This is a genomic window from Loktanella sp. D2R18 (genome assembly GCF_003318235.1).
Taxonomy (GTDB): Bacteria; Pseudomonadota; Alphaproteobacteria; order Rhodobacterales; family Rhodobacteraceae; genus Yoonia.
Genome location: NZ_QOCG01000004.1, coordinates 185,148 through 202,397 on the forward strand (window position 1 = coordinate 185,148; position 17,250 = coordinate 202,397).

Below are 17,250 nucleotides of genomic sequence, written 5' to 3' on the forward strand. Positions count from 1 at the left end.
GCAGTGCCTATGCGTAAAAATAGCCGTCTTGCCAGCCGCTTAGGCGCTGCCGTTGCCGGAGACGTAAGCGCCGATCCTGCCACACGCGCGCGCTATGCGACCGATGCATCAATCTATCAGATGGTGCCCCAAGCCGTGGTCGTGCCGCAATCCGTGCAGGATGTAGAAGCCACAATGGCCGTCGCGCGCGATGAAGGTTTACCGATTCTGGCACGCGGCGGCGGGACATCCCAATGCGGCCAGACGGTGAATACGGGCATCGTGCTTGATAATTCGCGCCATCTTAACCGCATCCTTGATATTGACCCAAAGGCGATGACCGCGCGGGTTGAACCGGGGTTGGTTTTGGATGATTTGAATCGCGCGCTCAAACCGCATGGGCTGTGGTTTCCGGTTGATCCGTCAACCGCGTCGCGCTGCACATTGGGCGGCATGGCAGCCAACAACTCATCGGGCGGCAAATCGCTGCGCTATGGTATTATGCGTGACAATGTCAGTGCTATTTCAGCCATTTTGCCTAACGGGTCCAAAGCCCGGTTTGATACCAGCCCCGGCACAGGCCCTTATGCCGATCTCGTGACCGATATGCGCGGGTTGGGTCAGCGCGAAGCGCCCGAGATCGCTGCCCGTTTTCCAAAGGTCCAGCGCCGCGTCGGCGGCTATAATATCGACGCGCTCACTGGCGATGATGTGAACATGGCTCATCTTTTGGTCGGGTCCGAAGGCACGCTTGCCTATTTCACAGAACTCGACCTGCGCCTTGCAAAGCTGCCCGGTGAGAAGGTTATCGGCGTCTGCCACTTTTCCACGTTCCACGGAGCGATGGATGCGGCGCAGCATTTGGTTACGTTAAACCCGCAGGCGGTCGAGTTGATCGACAATACGATGATTGCGCTTGGGCGTGATCTGCCGCTGTTTCGCGACACCATCGACGCCTTTGTGCAAGGAACGCCAGCTGCGGTGTTGCTGGTGGAATTTGCCGAAGGCAGCGTAGAAGCCAACGCTGCCAAGCTGGTGGAGCTCGCCACGCTCATGGGGGATTTGGGGTTTTCCTTTGGCGCGCAAGGTGCCGCATGGGGCGGGGTGACCCCTGTAGCTGATTTGGGACTGCAAGCCGCGATCGCCGAATACCGCAAGGCTGGGCTGAATATCATGATGTCGATGAAAGAGGCCGGTAAACCGATTTCCTTTGTCGAAGACTGCGCCGTCGCCCTCCCCGATTTGGCCGCTTACACGCAAGGGCTGACCGATATTTTCGCACGTCACGGCACCAAAGGCACTTGGTACGCACATGCCTCTGTCGGGTGTTTGCATGTGCGCCCGGTGCTCAACGTTCGGCAAGACCAAGACGTCAAAACCATGCGCGCCATCGCGGAAGAAGCGTTTGATCTGGTCAAACACTATAAAGGGTCGCATTCCGGTGAACATGGGGATGGGATCGTGCGGTCCGAATTCCATGAAAAGATGTTTGGCGCGCAGATTGTATCGGCCTTTGAAGAGGTGAAAACGCGGTTTGATCCAACCGGTTTGATGAACCCGGGAAAAATCGTACAGGCCCCGAAAATGGATGACCGACGGCTGTTTCGCTATGGACCGGATTACACGGTTCCCGATTTTGAGACCGCACTGGACTGGTCAGCCTGGCCCGGGGCTGCAGGCGGGTTTCAGGGCGCGGTTGAAATGTGCAACAGCAACGGGGCCTGTCGCAAACTCAAGGCAGGCGTGATGTGCCCATCGTTCCGCGCCACCCGCAATGAACGTGACGTCACGCGCGGGCGCGCCAACACATTGCGCTTTGCGATCAGCGGACAAATCCCCGGCGGGATCGGATCTGACGCGATGGCCGACACGATGAAATATTGCCTGTCGTGCAAGGCCTGTAGCCGTGAATGTCCAACTGGCGTCGACATGACGCGGATGAAAACCGAAGTGCTTGCCGCGCGGCTCAAAACGAAGCCCCCGTCGCTGGCAGAAAAGCTGGTGGGTTATTTGCCGCGTTACGCGCCGAAGGCTGCAAAGATTTCTTGGTTGATGAACAGCCGCAATAAAATCGGCATTATCCGCAAATTGACCGAAAAGATCACGGGCGTGTCGCATCTCCGCGACCTGCCCATATGGTCACCCAACCCGTTTCGCGATGAAGAGGCCCAAGACGTAAACCCCGACGTGCTGCTTTTTGCTGATGTGTTCAATCGTTACTTTGAACCCGAAAACCTGCGCGCTGGGCTGCGGGTATTGCGGGCGGCGGGATTGCGTGTCGCCGTCGCCAAAGACGGTAGCGGCACGTCGCTTGATTGCGGGCGTACATTGCTTGCCATCGGAGACGTCCCAGAAGCCCGCAAAGAGGCCGCGCGCGTGATTGCCGCCACCAAGGACGCGGTCGCCACGGGGGCATCGGTCGTCGGGCTTGAACCTTCGTCGATCTTTACGTTCCGCGATGAATTTTTAGGGCTTTGTCCGGGGGAAGAGGCTGAGGCGCTCGCGAAATCGACCTATAGCTTTGAAGAGTATTTGGTTACCTGCACGGATCTTCCGCTGAAACCGCTGGGGCAACCGATCTATGTACATGGGCACTGTCATCAAAAGGCGCAGGATGCGATGTCGCCTGTGCTGGAACTGCTTTGCCGCATCCCGGACGCGCAAGTCAACATGATCGAAAGCGGCTGCTGTGGGATGGCGGGAGCCTTTGGCTATGCGCCTGACACCGTCGATGTCTCGCTCAAGATCGCCAATCTTGATCTGGTGCCCGCGCTGAACGCGGCACCCGCCGATGCAATTATTGTGGCCGATGGGACCTCTTGTCGTCATCAAATCGCAGAAACCACGCCACGCCGCGCGCTACATGTCGCCTGCTTGCTAGACCAAGCACTAAGGGGCTAGGTTGCGGGTATGACATTAGCAGAAGCAATTCACCGCCCGACGCTCCATCAGGAACTTGTGGATCGTATCCGCAACCTTGTGATTGAGGACAAACTGAAGCCGGGTGAAAAGGTCCCTGAAAAGGACCTTTGCGAAGCCTTTGGCGTCTCGCGCACGCCATTGCGCGAAGCGCTTAAAGTGCTCGCCTCTGAAGGGTTTGTCGTGTTGCAAGCCAATCGTGGTGCGCGCGTGACCCATGTAACCCGGCAAGAATTAGCAGATACTTTCCCTGTGATCGCGCGGCTTGAACAATTGGCGGGAGAGCTGGCCTGTAATCAACTGACGGATGCAGATATTGCCCAGATCGAGGAGCGGCATAATGCGATGTTGGCTGCCTATCACGGCCAAGATCGCCCTGCGTATTTCCAAGCCAATCAAGATATTCATCAGGCTTTGATCCAAGGTACGCAAAACAAAATCCTAGAGGATCATCACAAGCTTTTAGCGGCCCGCATTCAGCGCGCCCGGTTCATGGTCAATCTGTCGGATGATCGTTGGGCCGCCGCGATTTCAGAGCATGAGACCATGATGACACATCTGCGCGCGCGCGATGCCGCGCAGCTTGGATCGACCATGAAGACTCACATCGAAAACAAATTCGTAGCCTTCATGAAGGGAATCGACGCAGAAAACGGCGGCTGATATCTGCCGCCGCTTTACAATTAGGTGACGTTTACCGTCAGCGTGCCGACACCTGCGATCTCAGCCTCCATCACATCGCCTTTGACGACGGAGTTCACGCCAGATGGGGTGCCAGCCATGATGACATCGCCTGCTTGAAGTTCAAAATACTCTGACAGGTAAGAAATCATTTCTGGCACTTTCCAGATCATCTGGTTCAGATCGCCCTCTTGACGCAACTCACCGTTGACGCTGACTGCGATGCGGCCCTGATCAGGGTGTCCTACTTCGGAAACTGGCAATACAGGACCAACAGGGCCGGACCGTTCGAACGCCTTACCAATTTCCCACGGGCGACCCATTTTCTTCATTTCGCCCTGCAGATCACGTCGGGTCATATCAAGCGAAACGCCATACCCCCAGACATGATCTAGAGCGTCGTCCAACGCGATATTAATACCGCCTGACTTTAAGCAAACCAGCAATTCGACCTCGTGATGCACATCAGAGGTATGCGGCGGGTAAGGAAAATCGCCCGAAGCATCGAGGTTATTTGGGTTTTTTTGAAAGAAAAACGGCGGTTCGCGGTCCGGGTCGTGGCCCATTTCGACGGCGTGCGCGGCAAAGTTGCGGCCGATGCAATAGACACGGCGGACTGGAAAAGCATCGCCTGTGCTGGTTGGAATACTGTGGGTTTTCGGTGTTGGAATAACATGATTAGACATTGGGTGCTCTCAGTTGGTTGACGGCTGATTGCTATTTTTATTCGGGCCTTCAGCGATTTTGGCAAGTGCTTCGATCCAACCATTTAATCAATTGGTTGGCGGAAGGGCATTTTACCGACCATAATTGACAGCCGTATATCCCGGCGATGCTATGACTTTCCCGGACCATTTATCAGCCGCGCATGGACCGTGTTGAGATGGTTGGTCATCACGGATGCCGCGCCATTCCCGTCACCATTGATGATGCCATCCACAATCGCCCCGTGCTCGTGAAAGCTGACATAATCGCTTGGGGGACGGCTCGATGTACGCGGCTGCGCCCAAACCACAGAGCGGCGCACCGAGTTCAGTGTTTCAAAAAAATACAGGAACAGATGGTTCCGCGTGGCGCGTGCGATCGCGTAATGCAGGTTGTTGTCCCAAGCCTCGTAGTTACGCCAATCCTCAGACGAACAGCATTTATCGTGGCAAAGCTTCATCTGCTCGTAATCGGATTTTGTGGCAGTCCGCGCAGCAAGGCGGCATAGCTCTGGCTCAATCGCGAGCCGCACCTGCATCACTTGTTCAGGCTTAATCTGGTCGCGCAGATAGGTCACATCCTGAAGGTTGAGCACGGGCCGCGTTCCGACAAATGTGCCGCGCCCGACGTGCCGCCAAATCCGGCCCTGTGCCTCAAGTTCGGATAGCGCGCGGCGCAGTTGATTGCGCGTCGTTCCAAACTTTTCGCACAGTTCGCGCTCCGGCGGAAATCGGTCATTATGGCGATAGCCCGCGTTGTCTATCAGGTCACGCAATTGCGCTACTAAATTCTCGATCTCAGTCATACCCCCGACCAATTGCATGATTGGTTGCTTGATTATTAACCCAGCGCGGCGAACAGTTCTACTCAAATATGACGTCGCGGATCACCCAATGGTCAACCTCTGCTGGTGCCGCGCATACAAATGAAATGGGAGAACAGCGGTGCGACTGGCAACAATATCTGTAAATAACATGGCCGTTTGTGTTGCAATCTTGAAGAATGGCCAAAGGCTGGACATCGCAAAGGCAACGCAAAAGCTGATCAATGGTAGCAGCGGTTCATTGGACGGGACAACCATGTTGTCGGTCATCGAATCAGGCCCCGAGGGCATAGAAACGTTAGGCCAACTGGTCGCCCAGGCCGAAGCTGGCGGGTTTGAAGATGCATTGGCGCCAGAAGATGCGCCCTTGCTTGCACCCATCCCGGTGATCCGCAAAAACGTGCTTTGCGTCGGGCGCAACTATGCCGAACATATTGCCGAAGGCGACCGCGCCCAAAAGCAGGATGTAGGCGTCACAGAGCATCCCGTGTTCTTTACAAAGCCGCCAACGACGATCACGCCACCCTTCGGCGAAGTACCAATTTTTCCGACCGTTTCAACACAAGTGGACTATGAGGTCGAACTGGCCGTCATCATCGGCAAACCCGGATGCAACATCGCCAAGAGCGACGCCTATGACCATGTGTTCGGCTATAGTATCATGAATGACATTTCAGCCCGCGATGTGCAGCGGCGCCATGGCGGTCAGAACTTCAAAGGGAAGGCGCTTGATGGGTCGTGCCCGTTTGGCCCGTCCATTCTGACAGCCGATGAAATCCCTGACCCGCATAATTTGCCGCTAAGCTTGACCGTGAACGGTGAGACACGCCAAGATGGCAATACCGCAGATATGATTTTCGATATCCCTACGCTCATCGCCTCGCTTTCAGAAGGCATGACGCTTGAGCCGGGCGATATCATCGCAACTGGAACGCCATCTGGCGTCGGCTATGCCATGGATCCCCCCAATTTCCTAAAGGATGGGGATACGGTGGTCTGTCATGTTTCCCGAATTGGAACGCTCACGAATACAATGCGGGAAGTATAGAAATTTCGCAGGGAACTGCGGAGTGGGCAAACTATTTGCCCGAAAATGGGAGGAGAAACCAAAATGATTAACAGAAGAACATTCACAGCTTCGCTACTATCCGCTGTACCTGTCGCAGGTGCTTTGGGAAGCCCCGCGTTTGCGCAGTCACTACGCGATATCACTTTCGTTCAGCCAAGCCCGTCTGCGATTAACTCGTTTCCGGTCTTCGTTGCGATTGGCGAAGGCTATTTTGCCGAAGAAGGTTTGAACGTGACCGTCGAAGCCATCAATGGGTCAGGCGCGGTGCTGCAGGCACTTTCCGCTGGTCAAGCGCACTTTGGCCGCCCCGGCCCCGGCCCGCTAATCGCTGCGCGTTCGCGCGGTGTTGAGGCAGTGCACATTTACAATGTCGCAGCGCGCAGTAACTTTGGCATCGCAGTCCAAGAAGGATCCGATATCCAGAACGTTGAAGAATTGCGTGGCAAGGTTATTGGCACAGGTACCGCAGATGGTGCCGAAGTGGGCTTTGCCCGTAATGTCATGACCAGCGTTGGCATGGTCGAAGGAGAGGATTTCGAATTCCTCACCGTTGGCGATGGTGGCCCTGCAACGGCAGCGTTCTTGAATGGCGCGATTGATGCCTATTCATCATCAACTGCTGATACGGCGGTACTGAATGCGCGCGGCATGGCCGTACGCGATATCACACCAGTCGAGTTTGGCCGTTTCTTCGGCAATGGTATTGCAACGATGGCGGATACAATCGCCAACGACCGTGAATTGGTCGAAGGTTGGAGCCGCGCATTTGCCCGTGGCCACGCATTCGCGCTTGATGACGCCAACCGCGAAGCAGTGCTCAAACACTTGGCTGATGGTAACCCCCAAGAAGGCGAAGACAAAGAGTTCCAGTCAGCGCTGTTCGATGCTGTACGGTCTAAAACCATTCCAACAGATACCAGCAATGGTTACGGTTGGTACCCAGCAGAAGTTTGGGACGAATGGCAAGATGCGCTTCTCGCAGGTGGTGAAATCCCAGGCCCACTTGACGATCTAAGCGCCATTTGGACCAATGAGTTCGCAGCAATCGGCAACGCGGCGATCGACGGATGAACACAGTCGCCGTCGAAAATTCCGGCTCACCCTTGGGTGAGCCGGTCTATCAGCTTTCAAACGTCAGTAAGACCTACGCAAGAAACCTAGTGGTTGCGCTTGAAAGCGTCGACCTTACCTTAACCAAGGGCAGCTTTACCTCGGTCATCGGCTCAAGCGGATGCGGAAAATCTACACTGCTTAAAATCATGGCCGGGCTAATCCCACCGTCAAAAGGCCGGGTTATGTTGCAAGGTGAGCCGGTCAAAGGCACACGTCGCGACATCGGGATGATGTTTCAGCAAGCAACGCTTTTCCCTTGGAAAACGGCAGTAGAAAATATCGTTCTTCCGATTGAAATCCGCGATGGAAAAGCTGCGGCGACCAAGGCGCTCGACAAAGCGCATGAGTTGCTGGAAATCGTCGGGCTCAAAGGTTTCGAAAACGTTTATCCCAATGAACTTTCAGGTGGTATGGCGCAGCGGGCATCAATCTGCCGGATGCTGATCACGGAACCCGCCGTTCTTTTGTTGGATGAACCGTTCAGCGCGCTGGACGAATTGTCGCGCGATATGATGAATATGGAACTTCAGCGGATTTGCCGCGAACAAGATGCGACCGCATTTCTGGTGACCCATTCGATTCAGGAAGCGGTGATTTTATCAGATGAAATCGTTGTGATGAAACCGCGCCCCGGTCGGGTTGCTGAAATTGTAAAAGTTGATCTACCCCGCCCGCGGACGCTCGACATGATGACGACACCAAAATTCGGAGAGATCGTCGATTATATCCGTGGGCTACTGGATAAAGGAGAAGGCATGTGAGCGATGTTCAGAGCGGCGCCCCTGCGCCAACCCAAGACGCCGAAGATACGGTCTGGGTTCAAGAAGTATCGTTTATCGATTCCGTTCCGCGTTGGATCGCGATGAGCTTCGTGTTCTTCGTATTCGTCGGCACGTGGCAAATGGTTACCTACTTCGAGATGGTTTCACCGATCATTTTGCCAACACCGTGGGAAACGCTCCTCGATATGATCTTTGTCGGCAAGAACCTGTTGAGCGGCGGCTATATGCTGGTCTCTCTCTGGATCACGATCCAAGAGGTCATCCTTGGTTTCGCATTGGCGATTTTCATCGGGTTCTCGTTGGGCATTCTGGTTGGGGAAACGGCGTTCGGCGAGAAAGCCGTGATGCCCTATCTCGTGGCGATCGATACGATGCCAAAGGTAGCATTTGCGCCTTTGTTTGTTGCATGGCTTGGCTTTGGGATTGAATCCAAAGTTGCCTTGGCCGCCTTTATCGCGACCTTCCCAATTGTGGTTGGCACAGCGGCTGGGCTGCACGCGGCGGATGAAAACGCGCGGATGCTGTTCAAAACGATGGGCGCGACCCGCATGCAAACGCTGTTTAAGATGAAGTTACCTACAGGTCTGCCGCAAATCTTCACCGGTCTAAAAATTGGCGCGGTTGGCGTTATGGCGGGTGCGATTACGGGCGAATTCCTTGGCGGTGGTAAAGGTTTTGGCGAATTGATTCGCGTTGCGGCATCACAGTTGAACACACCTCGGGTGTTCTCGCTGATCCTCTATCTCAGCCTTGTTGGGCTTGTGGTCTACCTGCTTGTGATGTTTGCACAGCGCAAGATCGTCTTCTGGCATGAAGAACGGGTCGGCGCCCATGACTAACGTGGTTGCTGTCGATGCCTTGTGTGGTTTTGTGGCCAATGCTTTGGAAGCACAGGGCGTCCTCCCGGAAGATGCAGTAAGTGTTGCGGAGCTTATGGTCGAGGCTGATATCTACGGTTACCGCACACATGGCGTGTTTCGGTTGCGGCAATATCTGGAGCGGCTCACGGGGGGCGGGTGCAACCCCACCCCTACCGTCTGCGTTGTACAAGAAACCGTCGCCACCGGGTTAATCGATGGCGACAACGGGCTTGGGCATCTTGCGATGTCTGCAGCCCGCGACCTTGCCATCAAGAAAGCGAACGACGTTGGGATCGGCTGGGTCGGCGTGCGCGGGGGCAACCACGCGGGGCCGCTCGCACTTTATGTCCGCCCACAGGCCGAAGCAGGCTTATTAGGCATGGCCGCCGCCGTCGGCAGCGCAAATCATGTGCCGCCCTATGGTGGATCCGATCTTTTAATTGGCACCAACCCGATTGCCTTTTCCGCACCGGCCGAAGGGCCGGACCCATTTGTTTTTGACATGGCAACGACGGTCGCTGCGATGGGCAAGATTAAGACCTTGATCCAACAAGGTGAGCCGATGCCTGAAGGTTGGATGGTCGGAAAAGACGGCCAGCCACTCACCGATCCGACCCGCAAATCCGAAGGGTTTCTGCTACCAATTGGCGGACCTAAGGGGTTTGGGCTTTCCGTTGCGATTGGGATGTTGGCGGGTGTCTTGAACGGTGCGGCCTTTGGGTCAGATGTCGTTGATTTCACCTCTGATACAACGTCAAAAACCAATACCGGGCAATTTGTTATGGCGCTTAATCCGGCGGCTTTCGGGTTGGGAGATGATTTTGGGAAAGAAGCCGCCCGTATCTTTGCCGAAATGCGCGCGTCAGAACCTTTACCAGGGCACGATCCGGTGCGTCTGCCGGGCGACGGGAAAACCGCCGCCGCTGCCAAAGTACATAGCACAGGGGTCACCCTGAAACCTGCACTGCGGCGCGATCTTGATTTGTTAGCCAAAGAATATGGGTTTGCCGCACTTTAGCCACTGGCGATCACACGACCATTCCGCATCGCGCCATAGGCCGTGATGCGGAACCTTTAGCCCTCTAGGATCAAAATGACTGACATAACAACATTACAGATCGCGCTCATCTTGGGCGGTGTCATCCTTGCGTCTATCACGGCGGGTATTCTGGCAGGATTATTGGGTGTCGGTGGTGGGATCGTCTTGGTCCCTGTACTCTTTTGGATTCTGTCATTTACAGATTTCCCACCTGCCCTCTCTATGCATATGGCCGTGGCGACATCGCTTGCGACGATCATCTTTACCTCTATTTCTTCTGCGCGGGCGCACAACGCACGTGGCGCCGTTGATCGCGGCCTCTTGCGGCAATGGGGACCCGGGTTGGTTATCGGGGCTCTGGCAGGCGGATTGCTATCGCAATTTATTGACGCCGACGGGTTACGGCTCATTTTTGGGGGGATCGCTGTTTTGGTCTCTATCAATATGCTGCTTCCACGCACATTGATCATTTCACCTGCACTACCAAAGGGCTGGGTACCGAATGGGATCATATCCTTGGTGACCGGCGTTTTCTCGGCACTCATGGGGATTGGCGGTGGCACATTATCCGTCCCGCTTCTTAGCGCGTTTTCAGTCGACATACGGCGTGCCGTTGGCACTGCTTCGGCCTTTGGTTTTTTAATCGCTGTGCCAGCCGGAATCGGTTTCATCATATCCGGCTGGGGGGTGCCTGACCGCCCGCCGTTTTCGCTCGGTTATATAAACTATGCGGCGGCTGCGATCATCCTGCCCTTCACCGTTGGCTTCGCGCCCTTGGGGGCCAAATTGGCGCATGCCGTCGATACAGTCTGGATCAAGCGCGCCTTTGCGCTCTTTTTAATGATCACTGCGTTTCGGATGCTGGCATCATTCTTTAGCTAGGACGCCTGGGATCGGGGATCAGCACATAGGTTGCGATGGCCGCGCAAAGACACATGGCCATTGCTAGAAAGCTCCACCAGCCGCCAAAGGTTTGGGTCATCCATGCGAACATAAACGGGGCTGATGCGTTGATCCCCATCTGCACGAATGAAATCCAGCCCAGCCGCGCACCATAGCCTTTTGCCCCAAACAGCGCGAGCGGCAAAGTCCCGCGTGCAATCGTTTTGATCCCATCGCCCATGCCATAAAGTGCTGCGGCAAGGATCACCCCGACGAGCGTGAAACCCAGCGATAGCAAGATCGCGAAACCGGCCAGCATAAGCCCAAGCGCCAAAATATAGGTGACAAGCGGATACATGTTGCGGCTGACCAGCATTTCGAAAAAGCGACCCACCGTCTTGAACGGACCGATGACCGCGCCCGCAAGCGCAGCCATGGCCGCCGTGTGGCCAAGGTCTTGGACATTTGTGACCCACAGCGTCATCATCGCCCCCATGATGTAGCCAGAGAAGACGAATGAGATAACCATCCAAAGCATCCCGCGCTTGCGCGCCTCGCCTTGGAGTTCGGGCCAATCGTGGCTATCAGCTGCGCTGCGCACAGAATGGTCATTTTCAGCGCCGCCAAGCGCATAACGATGCACGGGTACCGTCACAATTAGATAGGCAACGCCAAGAATAATCCACGTCGTCTCCCATCCGAACCGATTGAAAAACGCAAGCGTGAGCGGCCAAAAAATCGTTGAGGCCACACCGCCAAACAGCGTGATCACAGAGATTGATCGCTGCGCCGGGATACCCACCGCAAGCCGCGCCACTGAGGCAAATGCCACGTTGTACAGCACGAACATACCTGCACCTTCGGCCAGAAGGATCGCAAAGAACAGCCCAATGCGCCCCTCGACAAATGACAGCAAACACAAAGATATTCCAGCAACCACCGAGCCTAGGGTCATCACCCAGCGCCCGCCAAATCGGTCGACCAACGTGCCCGCAATAGGCGACACCAACCCGCCAAAAAACAGGCCCAACGACAAGATGCCAAAGACTTCGGATAGCGACAGGCCAAGGTCCGTCGCCATATGCGGCAACAGAACCGCATATGCATACATCAAACAGCCGTAGCCCATGATTTGAGAAACCCCAAGGCCGATGGCTGGGACGTAGTCGCGATTGATCATCCAGCAGGCATACCACGATAGGCACAGCGGCCTGCAACCCATGTTCCTTGGATCGCCGGGGTTTTTCCGTCCGGCCAATCAACAAGAACAAGATCGGCGCGTTTCCCGACAGAAATATCGCCCCGGTCCATCAGGCCCATCGCCCTGGCCGGGCCAGCGGATACCAAAGACCAAAGTTTAGAACGATCCGCGCGCTTTTCTGCGTCTAGCTTGGCAGCAGCAGACAACATTGCCGGGTAAAAATAGTCAGATGCCAAAGCATCGCACAACCCTGCCTCGACCATATCGCCAGCGCCAAGCGACCCGATATGGCTGCCGCCGCGCGCCGCATTCGGGGATCCAAAGATGATTGCGTCGCCCGCGTCACGTGCGGCCTGCGCGGCCTCTAACACCATCGGAAACTCAGCGGATGCCGCGCCGATCTCTCGGAAATAGGCTCGTGTTTCTGCGCGTGTATCATCGTGACTAAGCATAGGTGCGCCCGCTAATTGGCCCGCTGAGGCCACGGCTTGTATGGATTGCGGCACGCGATCACGCCGATCCCAAACTTTGCGCAACAGATCAAGATAACTTTCTTCATCAAGCCCTGATCGTTTCGCGTGCCCTGCTGTGCGCTGTTTCATCCGATCATCGTTCAGCGACGCCGTGGTGAAATCAGGACTATGTTCAAACGCACGATCTTGCATGGATGTATCGAAGGCGCGCATTGTCATTGACGTGTGATCGTTGAACGCGATTGATGGGGTAAGCGGTGCTTTCAAAGCCCATTCAATCGTCTCAAACGCCTCTTCAAAGGCAAAGGTTTCCCAGCGTAATTGCACGCGGTTTTCGACCGTCAGCCGAGGCGCAAGCGCGATCAATGCTTCCATAAGCGCGCGCCCACGCGACACCGCGCGCAGCCCCGGTTCCCAACCGAGCGTCACTGCGTGATAGGCCGTAGCGATACCGTTCACCGCAAGCTGCCGATCTGTGTCGATCACCGCTGTATCAATCGGGAAGTAGACGTTGGGGCGTGGCATTAACTGTCGTTCAAATGCGTCGCCATGCACATCAATAAGCGCAGGTGCGAGGATCAATCCGCGCGCATCGATCACATCACCCTGTACCGGTCCGCCAATCTCGGCGATCTTGCCATCGGCAACCGTGACGGTCGTTTCAACGATTTGGTCGGGAAGGTAGGCCAATGCACCTTGGTACGTAAATGTCATCATAGTCGCTCCAATATGAGGCGCCAACGTCCGCCTTTGCCACCTTCGGGTTTGTCAGTATCAACCCGCAGAATTTCAAAGCCTTGGAATAGGTGCATGAGGTCAGCGGTGCCGCAGAAATGGTGAGGATGCCGCTTGTCACCCTCGTCATCGTCGAACACCCAAGTGTTGCGCGAAATTTCACGTCCACCCGATAATTTGGCGTGGGTCAGGGCGAGACCTTGCAGGGTTAACATAGTGCCCTGATACGTCCCACCCGGGCGCAGAACCCGGCGAACCTCTGCAATGGTGCGGATCAATATTTCTTCGTCGCTGTGGTAAATGACGTTGAAGGAAAGGACATGATCGAAAGCGCCGTCATCGAATGGTAGCGCATCCATCTTGCCCAAGCGCGCATCAACGCACAGCCCCGCAGCCTCGGCTTCGCGTGAAAGTTCTGCCAGCCCATCTGCTGCCGCATCGAGTGCTGTGACATTGTGCCCCTGCGCTGCATACATCAAAGCATGTCTCCCAACACCGCAACCGAGGTCCAGCACCCGACTACCCGGAGAAAGCCGTGTGGCGAAACTTGCGATCTCAGCCTCAGGCTTCATCCAATCTTCGCGTTTAGCGGCATCGCCCCATGCCTCGTTCCAGTACTTATGGGCGGTATCCGCTTCCTTCATCGCTGTTCTCCAATGATTTTGTTGCGGGCCCAGCCGCTGAGTTGTTCAAGTGCGACAACGACAACCGCAATCATCAAGATCACCGTCATTGCGGTCGGGTAGTCGAACAAATCGAACCCGACTTTCAGTTCGATCCCAATCCCACCGGCCCCAACAAGGCCGAGGATCGTCGATGACCGTACGGCCTTTTCAAGCGCGAAAAGCCCCGTTGAAATAAATGCAGGCATCGCTGCTGGGATCGTGGCGCAAGCAACTACATCAAGCTTACGCGCGCCCGTTGCGGTCAGCGATTCAGCGGGCCCTTTATCGGTGCCCTCCATATCATCCGCGAAGAAGCGGCCACAAAAGCCGACCGTATCAATGGCAATCGCCAGCATGCCCGCGAATGGCCCAAGCCCCACGGCCACGACAAAGACAAGCGCCCAAGCGATATCAGGCACCGCGCGAATAAAGCTGAGGATGTTACGCACGATTTGGTTGACCCAAACCCCGGCGATCAAGCCACGCGCCGCAAGTAACGCGACCGGAATAGACAAGATCACGCCAATGACCGCCCCCGCAACCGCAATTTGAAGCGTCTCGATCATCTTCCAACCCAAGCGGTTCAGCGTCTTTGGGTCCATATTGGGTGGAAATGCGCGATCCAAAAAATCAGCGAACCGCGGCGGCGCCGTGACCATTTTTTCGACGGAAAACCCAGCGCCAGCCAAGCACCATGCAATCAACGCAAGGCCCAACGCATAGCCGATAAAGCTGAGAGCCGACGGGCGCTCGTATCGTAGCAGAATAGTAGAATTAGTCATAAAGCCCTCTTAGATGTTGGGCGTTGAGCGAAGCAGCGGTCGCGTCGAGTTTGAGCGCACCATCTGCCAGCCCCAATACCCGGTCTCCGTAACGCAAGGCGTGTTCGACGTTATGCGAGGTGAAAACGACGGTCACACCTTGTTCACGTGCGAGACGAAAGAACAGTTCCATCACATCATCCCCCGCGGATGGATCAAGCGAGGCACAAGGCTCGTCAGCGATCAGGATTTCGGGATTCCCAACAATGGCGCGCGCAATCGCGACGCGCTGCGATTGTCCGCCCGAAAGACGGTCTGCACGGCGCGACGCAAAGTCAGCTAACCCAACCTTTTCAAGCGCCTGCATCGCGGCCTCGCGCGATGCCGCGGGCGCAAATGTATGGCACCAGTGTCGTATGCCGGGTTTGCGGCCCAGCAGCCCGTGGATCACATTTGACAACACCGACAACCGCGGCACGAGGTTATGTTTTTGTGAGACCAAGCCAACCCGTGCGCGCAAGGCCCGCATCGCCTTGTCTCGGGCGTTGGATGTATCTTCACCCAATAATATGACCTGCCCGTCAGAGGCCGGTATCAAGCCCATCAAACAACGCAAGAGCGTCGATTTCCCGGTTCCATTCGCACCAACCAGCGCCACCGCTTCGCCACGCGCTAAACGAAAGCTTACGTCAGAAAAAATAGGGTTTTCGCCGAAAACCTTCCCGACATTGCGCGCTTCAAGATCAACAGAAGAAACCGGGAGGAATACCCCCCCGGTTTGCAATGGTCGCGCGGGCGCGACCTCTTTTTCGATGACATTAGTCACCGATGAAACTGTCGAACTGTGGGTAGCCAGCGTTCGTGTACATAGAGCGTACATAGTCATAAGCACTGTCTTCGATCGCCACGAGATCCATACCGACGTATTTGTCGTTTTCCTCATGCGCAGTGATGCCTGCGATGACCGCATCTTTGTTTTCGAGGATGGCAGTCTGCACCATTTCAGCGGCTTCAGCAGGTACATGTGCACCAACCATGATCATGTCGTTGGGCAAATCGCCAGAACGGCCAATGATCTTAAAAAAACCATAAGGAAGGTCAGTTTCAGCGTTGCGGACGTTCAGCCAGCTACCAGCGTTCGACCCGATTGCGTCAACTTCGCCGTTCTTAAGCGCTTCATGCGCGATGTTGCGGCTTGTATGGATGCGCTCGATGTCATTGACAGGGTCAACGCCGTGATCAGCCAAAACCTGCATTGGGCACAGCATGTTTGAAGTAGAACCGATGTCACCAAATGCGACAGTCGCGCCAACCAAATCCTGCATGGTGTTGATGCCGCTGTCCGCGCGGGTGATGATCGCACAGTGATAGTCAGGGCGGCCAAGGCCGATCAGCGGTGTCGCTTCTGTCAGCTTGTTGATGACAACGTATTCCGCCGGGCCAGACACAACGAAATCAACGGTTTCGCCGCGTAGGGCTTCGGCGGCGGCTGTGCGCGAATTCACGGCGTAAAACTCGAAAGTGTCGCCAGTCGCGGCTTCGAGCGCGTCGCGGAATGGACCCCACTCCAGTTGCAGGCGCTCCATGCCCTCGACGTCGGTCACGGCCAGTTTCCAGTTTTCAGCATAGGCTGCAACGGCAGATGCCGCGACAAGACCAACGCCCAGTACAAGTGATTTGATTTGCATAAGACTCTCCAGTTAAATTCATTCGGATGATTGGATGTCGGCTGTTTCAGTTCGACAACCATTTTGTGAAACTTTCGTGACGCGTGCTGTTTACTTGCTGCCGACATGTGTCTGTCATAAACCCACGATATTCAAAATTCATTCGGATGAATAAAATGACCAGACAAGATAAATGGCGCGATATCCGCGCCCACATTGAGCAAGACATTATGGACGGCGTTCTAGAGCCAGGGGCGAAACTGCCCACAGAACCAGAGCTCGCCACGGCCTTTGCCGCTGGCCGCCATTCGGTACGTCGTGCCTTGGCCGAATTGGCAAAACAGGGGCTCATCAGTGTCGAGCAAGGGCGCGGGACATTCGTGCAAGCCCATACATTGCTAGAATACACCATCGGTGCGCGTACCCGCCTGCGCAAAAACCTTGGAACGCGAGGGGCCGAAATCACAGGTGAAGCGCTCGGCTCTGAACAGATTCTTGCAAGCCCGCGCGTTGCGCAGAGTTTGCAGAGTGATACAGGGGCCAAGGTGATCGCAACGAAACGTATGACCTTGGTTGGTGGCGTTCCGGTTTCGTTTGGTACGCTTTACCACGACGCGGCCCGGTTTCCGGACTTTGCAGAACGCCGGTTAGAAACTGGATCGGTCACAGCGACTTACGCAACCTACGGCATCAACGATTACTTGCGCGGCAACACCCAAATGCATGCCCGGCCTGCGCGCGCAGCCGAGGCCCAACAACTACGCCAGCACCCCGAAATGCCGGTCATCGTTGTCCGCGCGGTCGACACCTTACCAGACGGAACGCCCATCGCGTTTAGCCAAGTAATTTGGTCAGCCGCGCGGGTCAAATTCAACATGCCAACAGAACAGGACTAA

The 17,250-nt window shown here is 55.7% G+C and carries 17 protein-coding genes; 9 read left to right on the plus strand and 8 right to left on the minus strand.

The genetic code is table 11. The features are described from left to right. The first annotated feature begins 9 nt into the window (after positions 1-9). Both DS901_RS01870 and DS901_RS01875 read left to right on the plus strand, forming a co-directional pair. Positions 10-2,880, plus strand: coding sequence for an FAD-binding and (Fe-S)-binding domain-containing protein (locus DS901_RS01870; RefSeq protein WP_113775222.1), 2,871 nt, complete (start codon positions 10-12; stop codon positions 2,878-2,880). A gap of 9 nt (positions 2,881-2,889) precedes the next feature. Continuing rightward, positions 2,890-3,561, plus strand: a complete 672-nt coding sequence (locus tag DS901_RS01875) for a GntR family transcriptional regulator (RefSeq protein ID WP_113775223.1) — start codon at positions 2,890-2,892, stop codon at positions 3,559-3,561. A 20-nt stretch (positions 3,562-3,581) separates the two neighbouring features. Here DS901_RS01875 and DS901_RS01880 read toward each other — a convergent pair whose 3' ends face one another. Next, positions 3,582-4,265, minus strand: coding sequence for a fumarylacetoacetate hydrolase family protein (locus DS901_RS01880; RefSeq protein WP_113775224.1), 684 nt, complete (start codon positions 4,263-4,265; stop codon positions 3,582-3,584). A 149-nt stretch (positions 4,266-4,414) separates the two neighbouring features. Continuing rightward, entirely contained in the window at positions 4,415-5,089 is a 675-nt protein-coding gene (locus tag DS901_RS01885; protein WP_113775342.1) for a FadR/GntR family transcriptional regulator, read from the minus strand. A gap of 169 nt (positions 5,090-5,258) precedes the next feature. Here DS901_RS01885 and DS901_RS01890 point away from each other — a divergent pair, with 169 nt between their 5' ends. The 6 genes from DS901_RS01890 (at position 5,259) to DS901_RS01915 (ending at position 10,852) form a co-directional block, all read left to right on the plus strand. Next, positions 5,259-6,155: a fumarylacetoacetate hydrolase family protein gene (locus tag DS901_RS01890; protein WP_113775225.1), complete on the plus strand. Its 897-nt coding sequence runs from the start codon at positions 5,259-5,261 to the stop codon at positions 6,153-6,155. A gap of 63 nt (positions 6,156-6,218) precedes the next feature. After that, positions 6,219-7,247, plus strand: a complete 1,029-nt coding sequence (locus DS901_RS01895; RefSeq protein ID WP_113775343.1) for an ABC transporter substrate-binding protein — start codon at positions 6,219-6,221, stop codon at positions 7,245-7,247. Next, positions 7,244-8,050 carry an ABC transporter ATP-binding protein gene (locus tag DS901_RS01900; RefSeq protein WP_113775226.1) on the plus strand — a complete coding sequence of 269 codons (807 nt, stop codon included), beginning with the start codon at positions 7,244-7,246 and terminating at the stop codon, positions 8,048-8,050. Before DS901_RS01895 ends, DS901_RS01900 begins: the two co-directional genes overlap by 4 nt. Continuing rightward, positions 8,047-8,910 (plus strand): ABC transporter permease, encoded by an 864-nt coding sequence (locus DS901_RS01905; protein WP_181820718.1) that lies wholly within the window; start codon positions 8,047-8,049, stop codon positions 8,908-8,910. Before DS901_RS01900 ends, DS901_RS01905 begins: the two co-directional genes overlap by 4 nt. Next, the gene (locus DS901_RS01910) at positions 8,903-9,949 is read left to right on the plus strand and encodes an Ldh family oxidoreductase (protein ID WP_113775345.1); all 1,047 of its coding nucleotides are present in this window, start codon (positions 8,903-8,905) and stop codon (positions 9,947-9,949) included. Before DS901_RS01905 ends, DS901_RS01910 begins: the two co-directional genes overlap by 8 nt. A gap of 75 nt (positions 9,950-10,024) precedes the next feature. Beyond that, on the plus strand, positions 10,025-10,852 hold the full coding sequence (locus tag DS901_RS01915) for a sulfite exporter TauE/SafE family protein (RefSeq protein WP_113775227.1): 828 nt from the start codon (positions 10,025-10,027) through the stop codon (positions 10,850-10,852). Here the strand turns inward: DS901_RS01915 and DS901_RS01920 are convergent. Genes DS901_RS01920 through DS901_RS01945 form a run of 6 tightly spaced genes read right to left on the minus strand, consistent with a single transcriptional unit; the run spans position 10,845 to position 16,375 of the window. Next, a complete protein-coding gene (locus tag DS901_RS01920) occupies positions 10,845-12,032 on the minus strand; it encodes an MFS transporter (protein ID WP_181820720.1) in 1,188 nt (395 codons plus the stop codon). The two genes, DS901_RS01915 and DS901_RS01920, sit on opposite strands and share 8 nt — an antisense overlap. Then, complete coding sequence (locus DS901_RS01925) at positions 12,029-13,243, minus strand: alpha-D-ribose 1-methylphosphonate 5-triphosphate diphosphatase (RefSeq protein ID WP_113775229.1); 1,215 nt, start codon at positions 13,241-13,243, stop codon at positions 12,029-12,031. The genes DS901_RS01920 and DS901_RS01925 overlap by 4 nt, the downstream gene beginning before the upstream one ends. Continuing rightward, positions 13,240-13,905 carry a class I SAM-dependent methyltransferase gene (locus DS901_RS01930; protein WP_113775230.1) on the minus strand — a complete coding sequence of 222 codons (666 nt, stop codon included), beginning with the start codon at positions 13,903-13,905 and terminating at the stop codon, positions 13,240-13,242. The genes DS901_RS01925 and DS901_RS01930 overlap by 4 nt, the downstream gene beginning before the upstream one ends. Beyond that, positions 13,902-14,708, minus strand: a complete 807-nt coding sequence (phnE, locus tag DS901_RS01935) for a phosphonate ABC transporter, permease protein PhnE (RefSeq protein ID WP_113775231.1) — start codon at positions 14,706-14,708, stop codon at positions 13,902-13,904. The genes DS901_RS01930 and phnE overlap by 4 nt, the downstream gene beginning before the upstream one ends. Then, positions 14,701-15,513, minus strand: coding sequence for a phosphonate ABC transporter ATP-binding protein (locus DS901_RS01940; RefSeq protein WP_220150200.1), 813 nt, complete (start codon positions 15,511-15,513; stop codon positions 14,701-14,703). The genes phnE and DS901_RS01940 overlap by 8 nt, the downstream gene beginning before the upstream one ends. Continuing rightward, entirely contained in the window at positions 15,506-16,375 is an 870-nt protein-coding gene (locus DS901_RS01945) for a phosphate/phosphite/phosphonate ABC transporter substrate-binding protein (protein WP_113775233.1), read from the minus strand. The genes DS901_RS01940 and DS901_RS01945 overlap by 8 nt, the downstream gene beginning before the upstream one ends. Before the next feature lie 155 nt (positions 16,376-16,530). Here DS901_RS01945 and phnF point away from each other — a divergent pair, with 155 nt between their 5' ends. Then, positions 16,531-17,250, plus strand: coding sequence for a phosphonate metabolism transcriptional regulator PhnF (phnF, locus tag DS901_RS01950; RefSeq protein ID WP_113775346.1), 720 nt, complete (start codon positions 16,531-16,533; stop codon positions 17,248-17,250).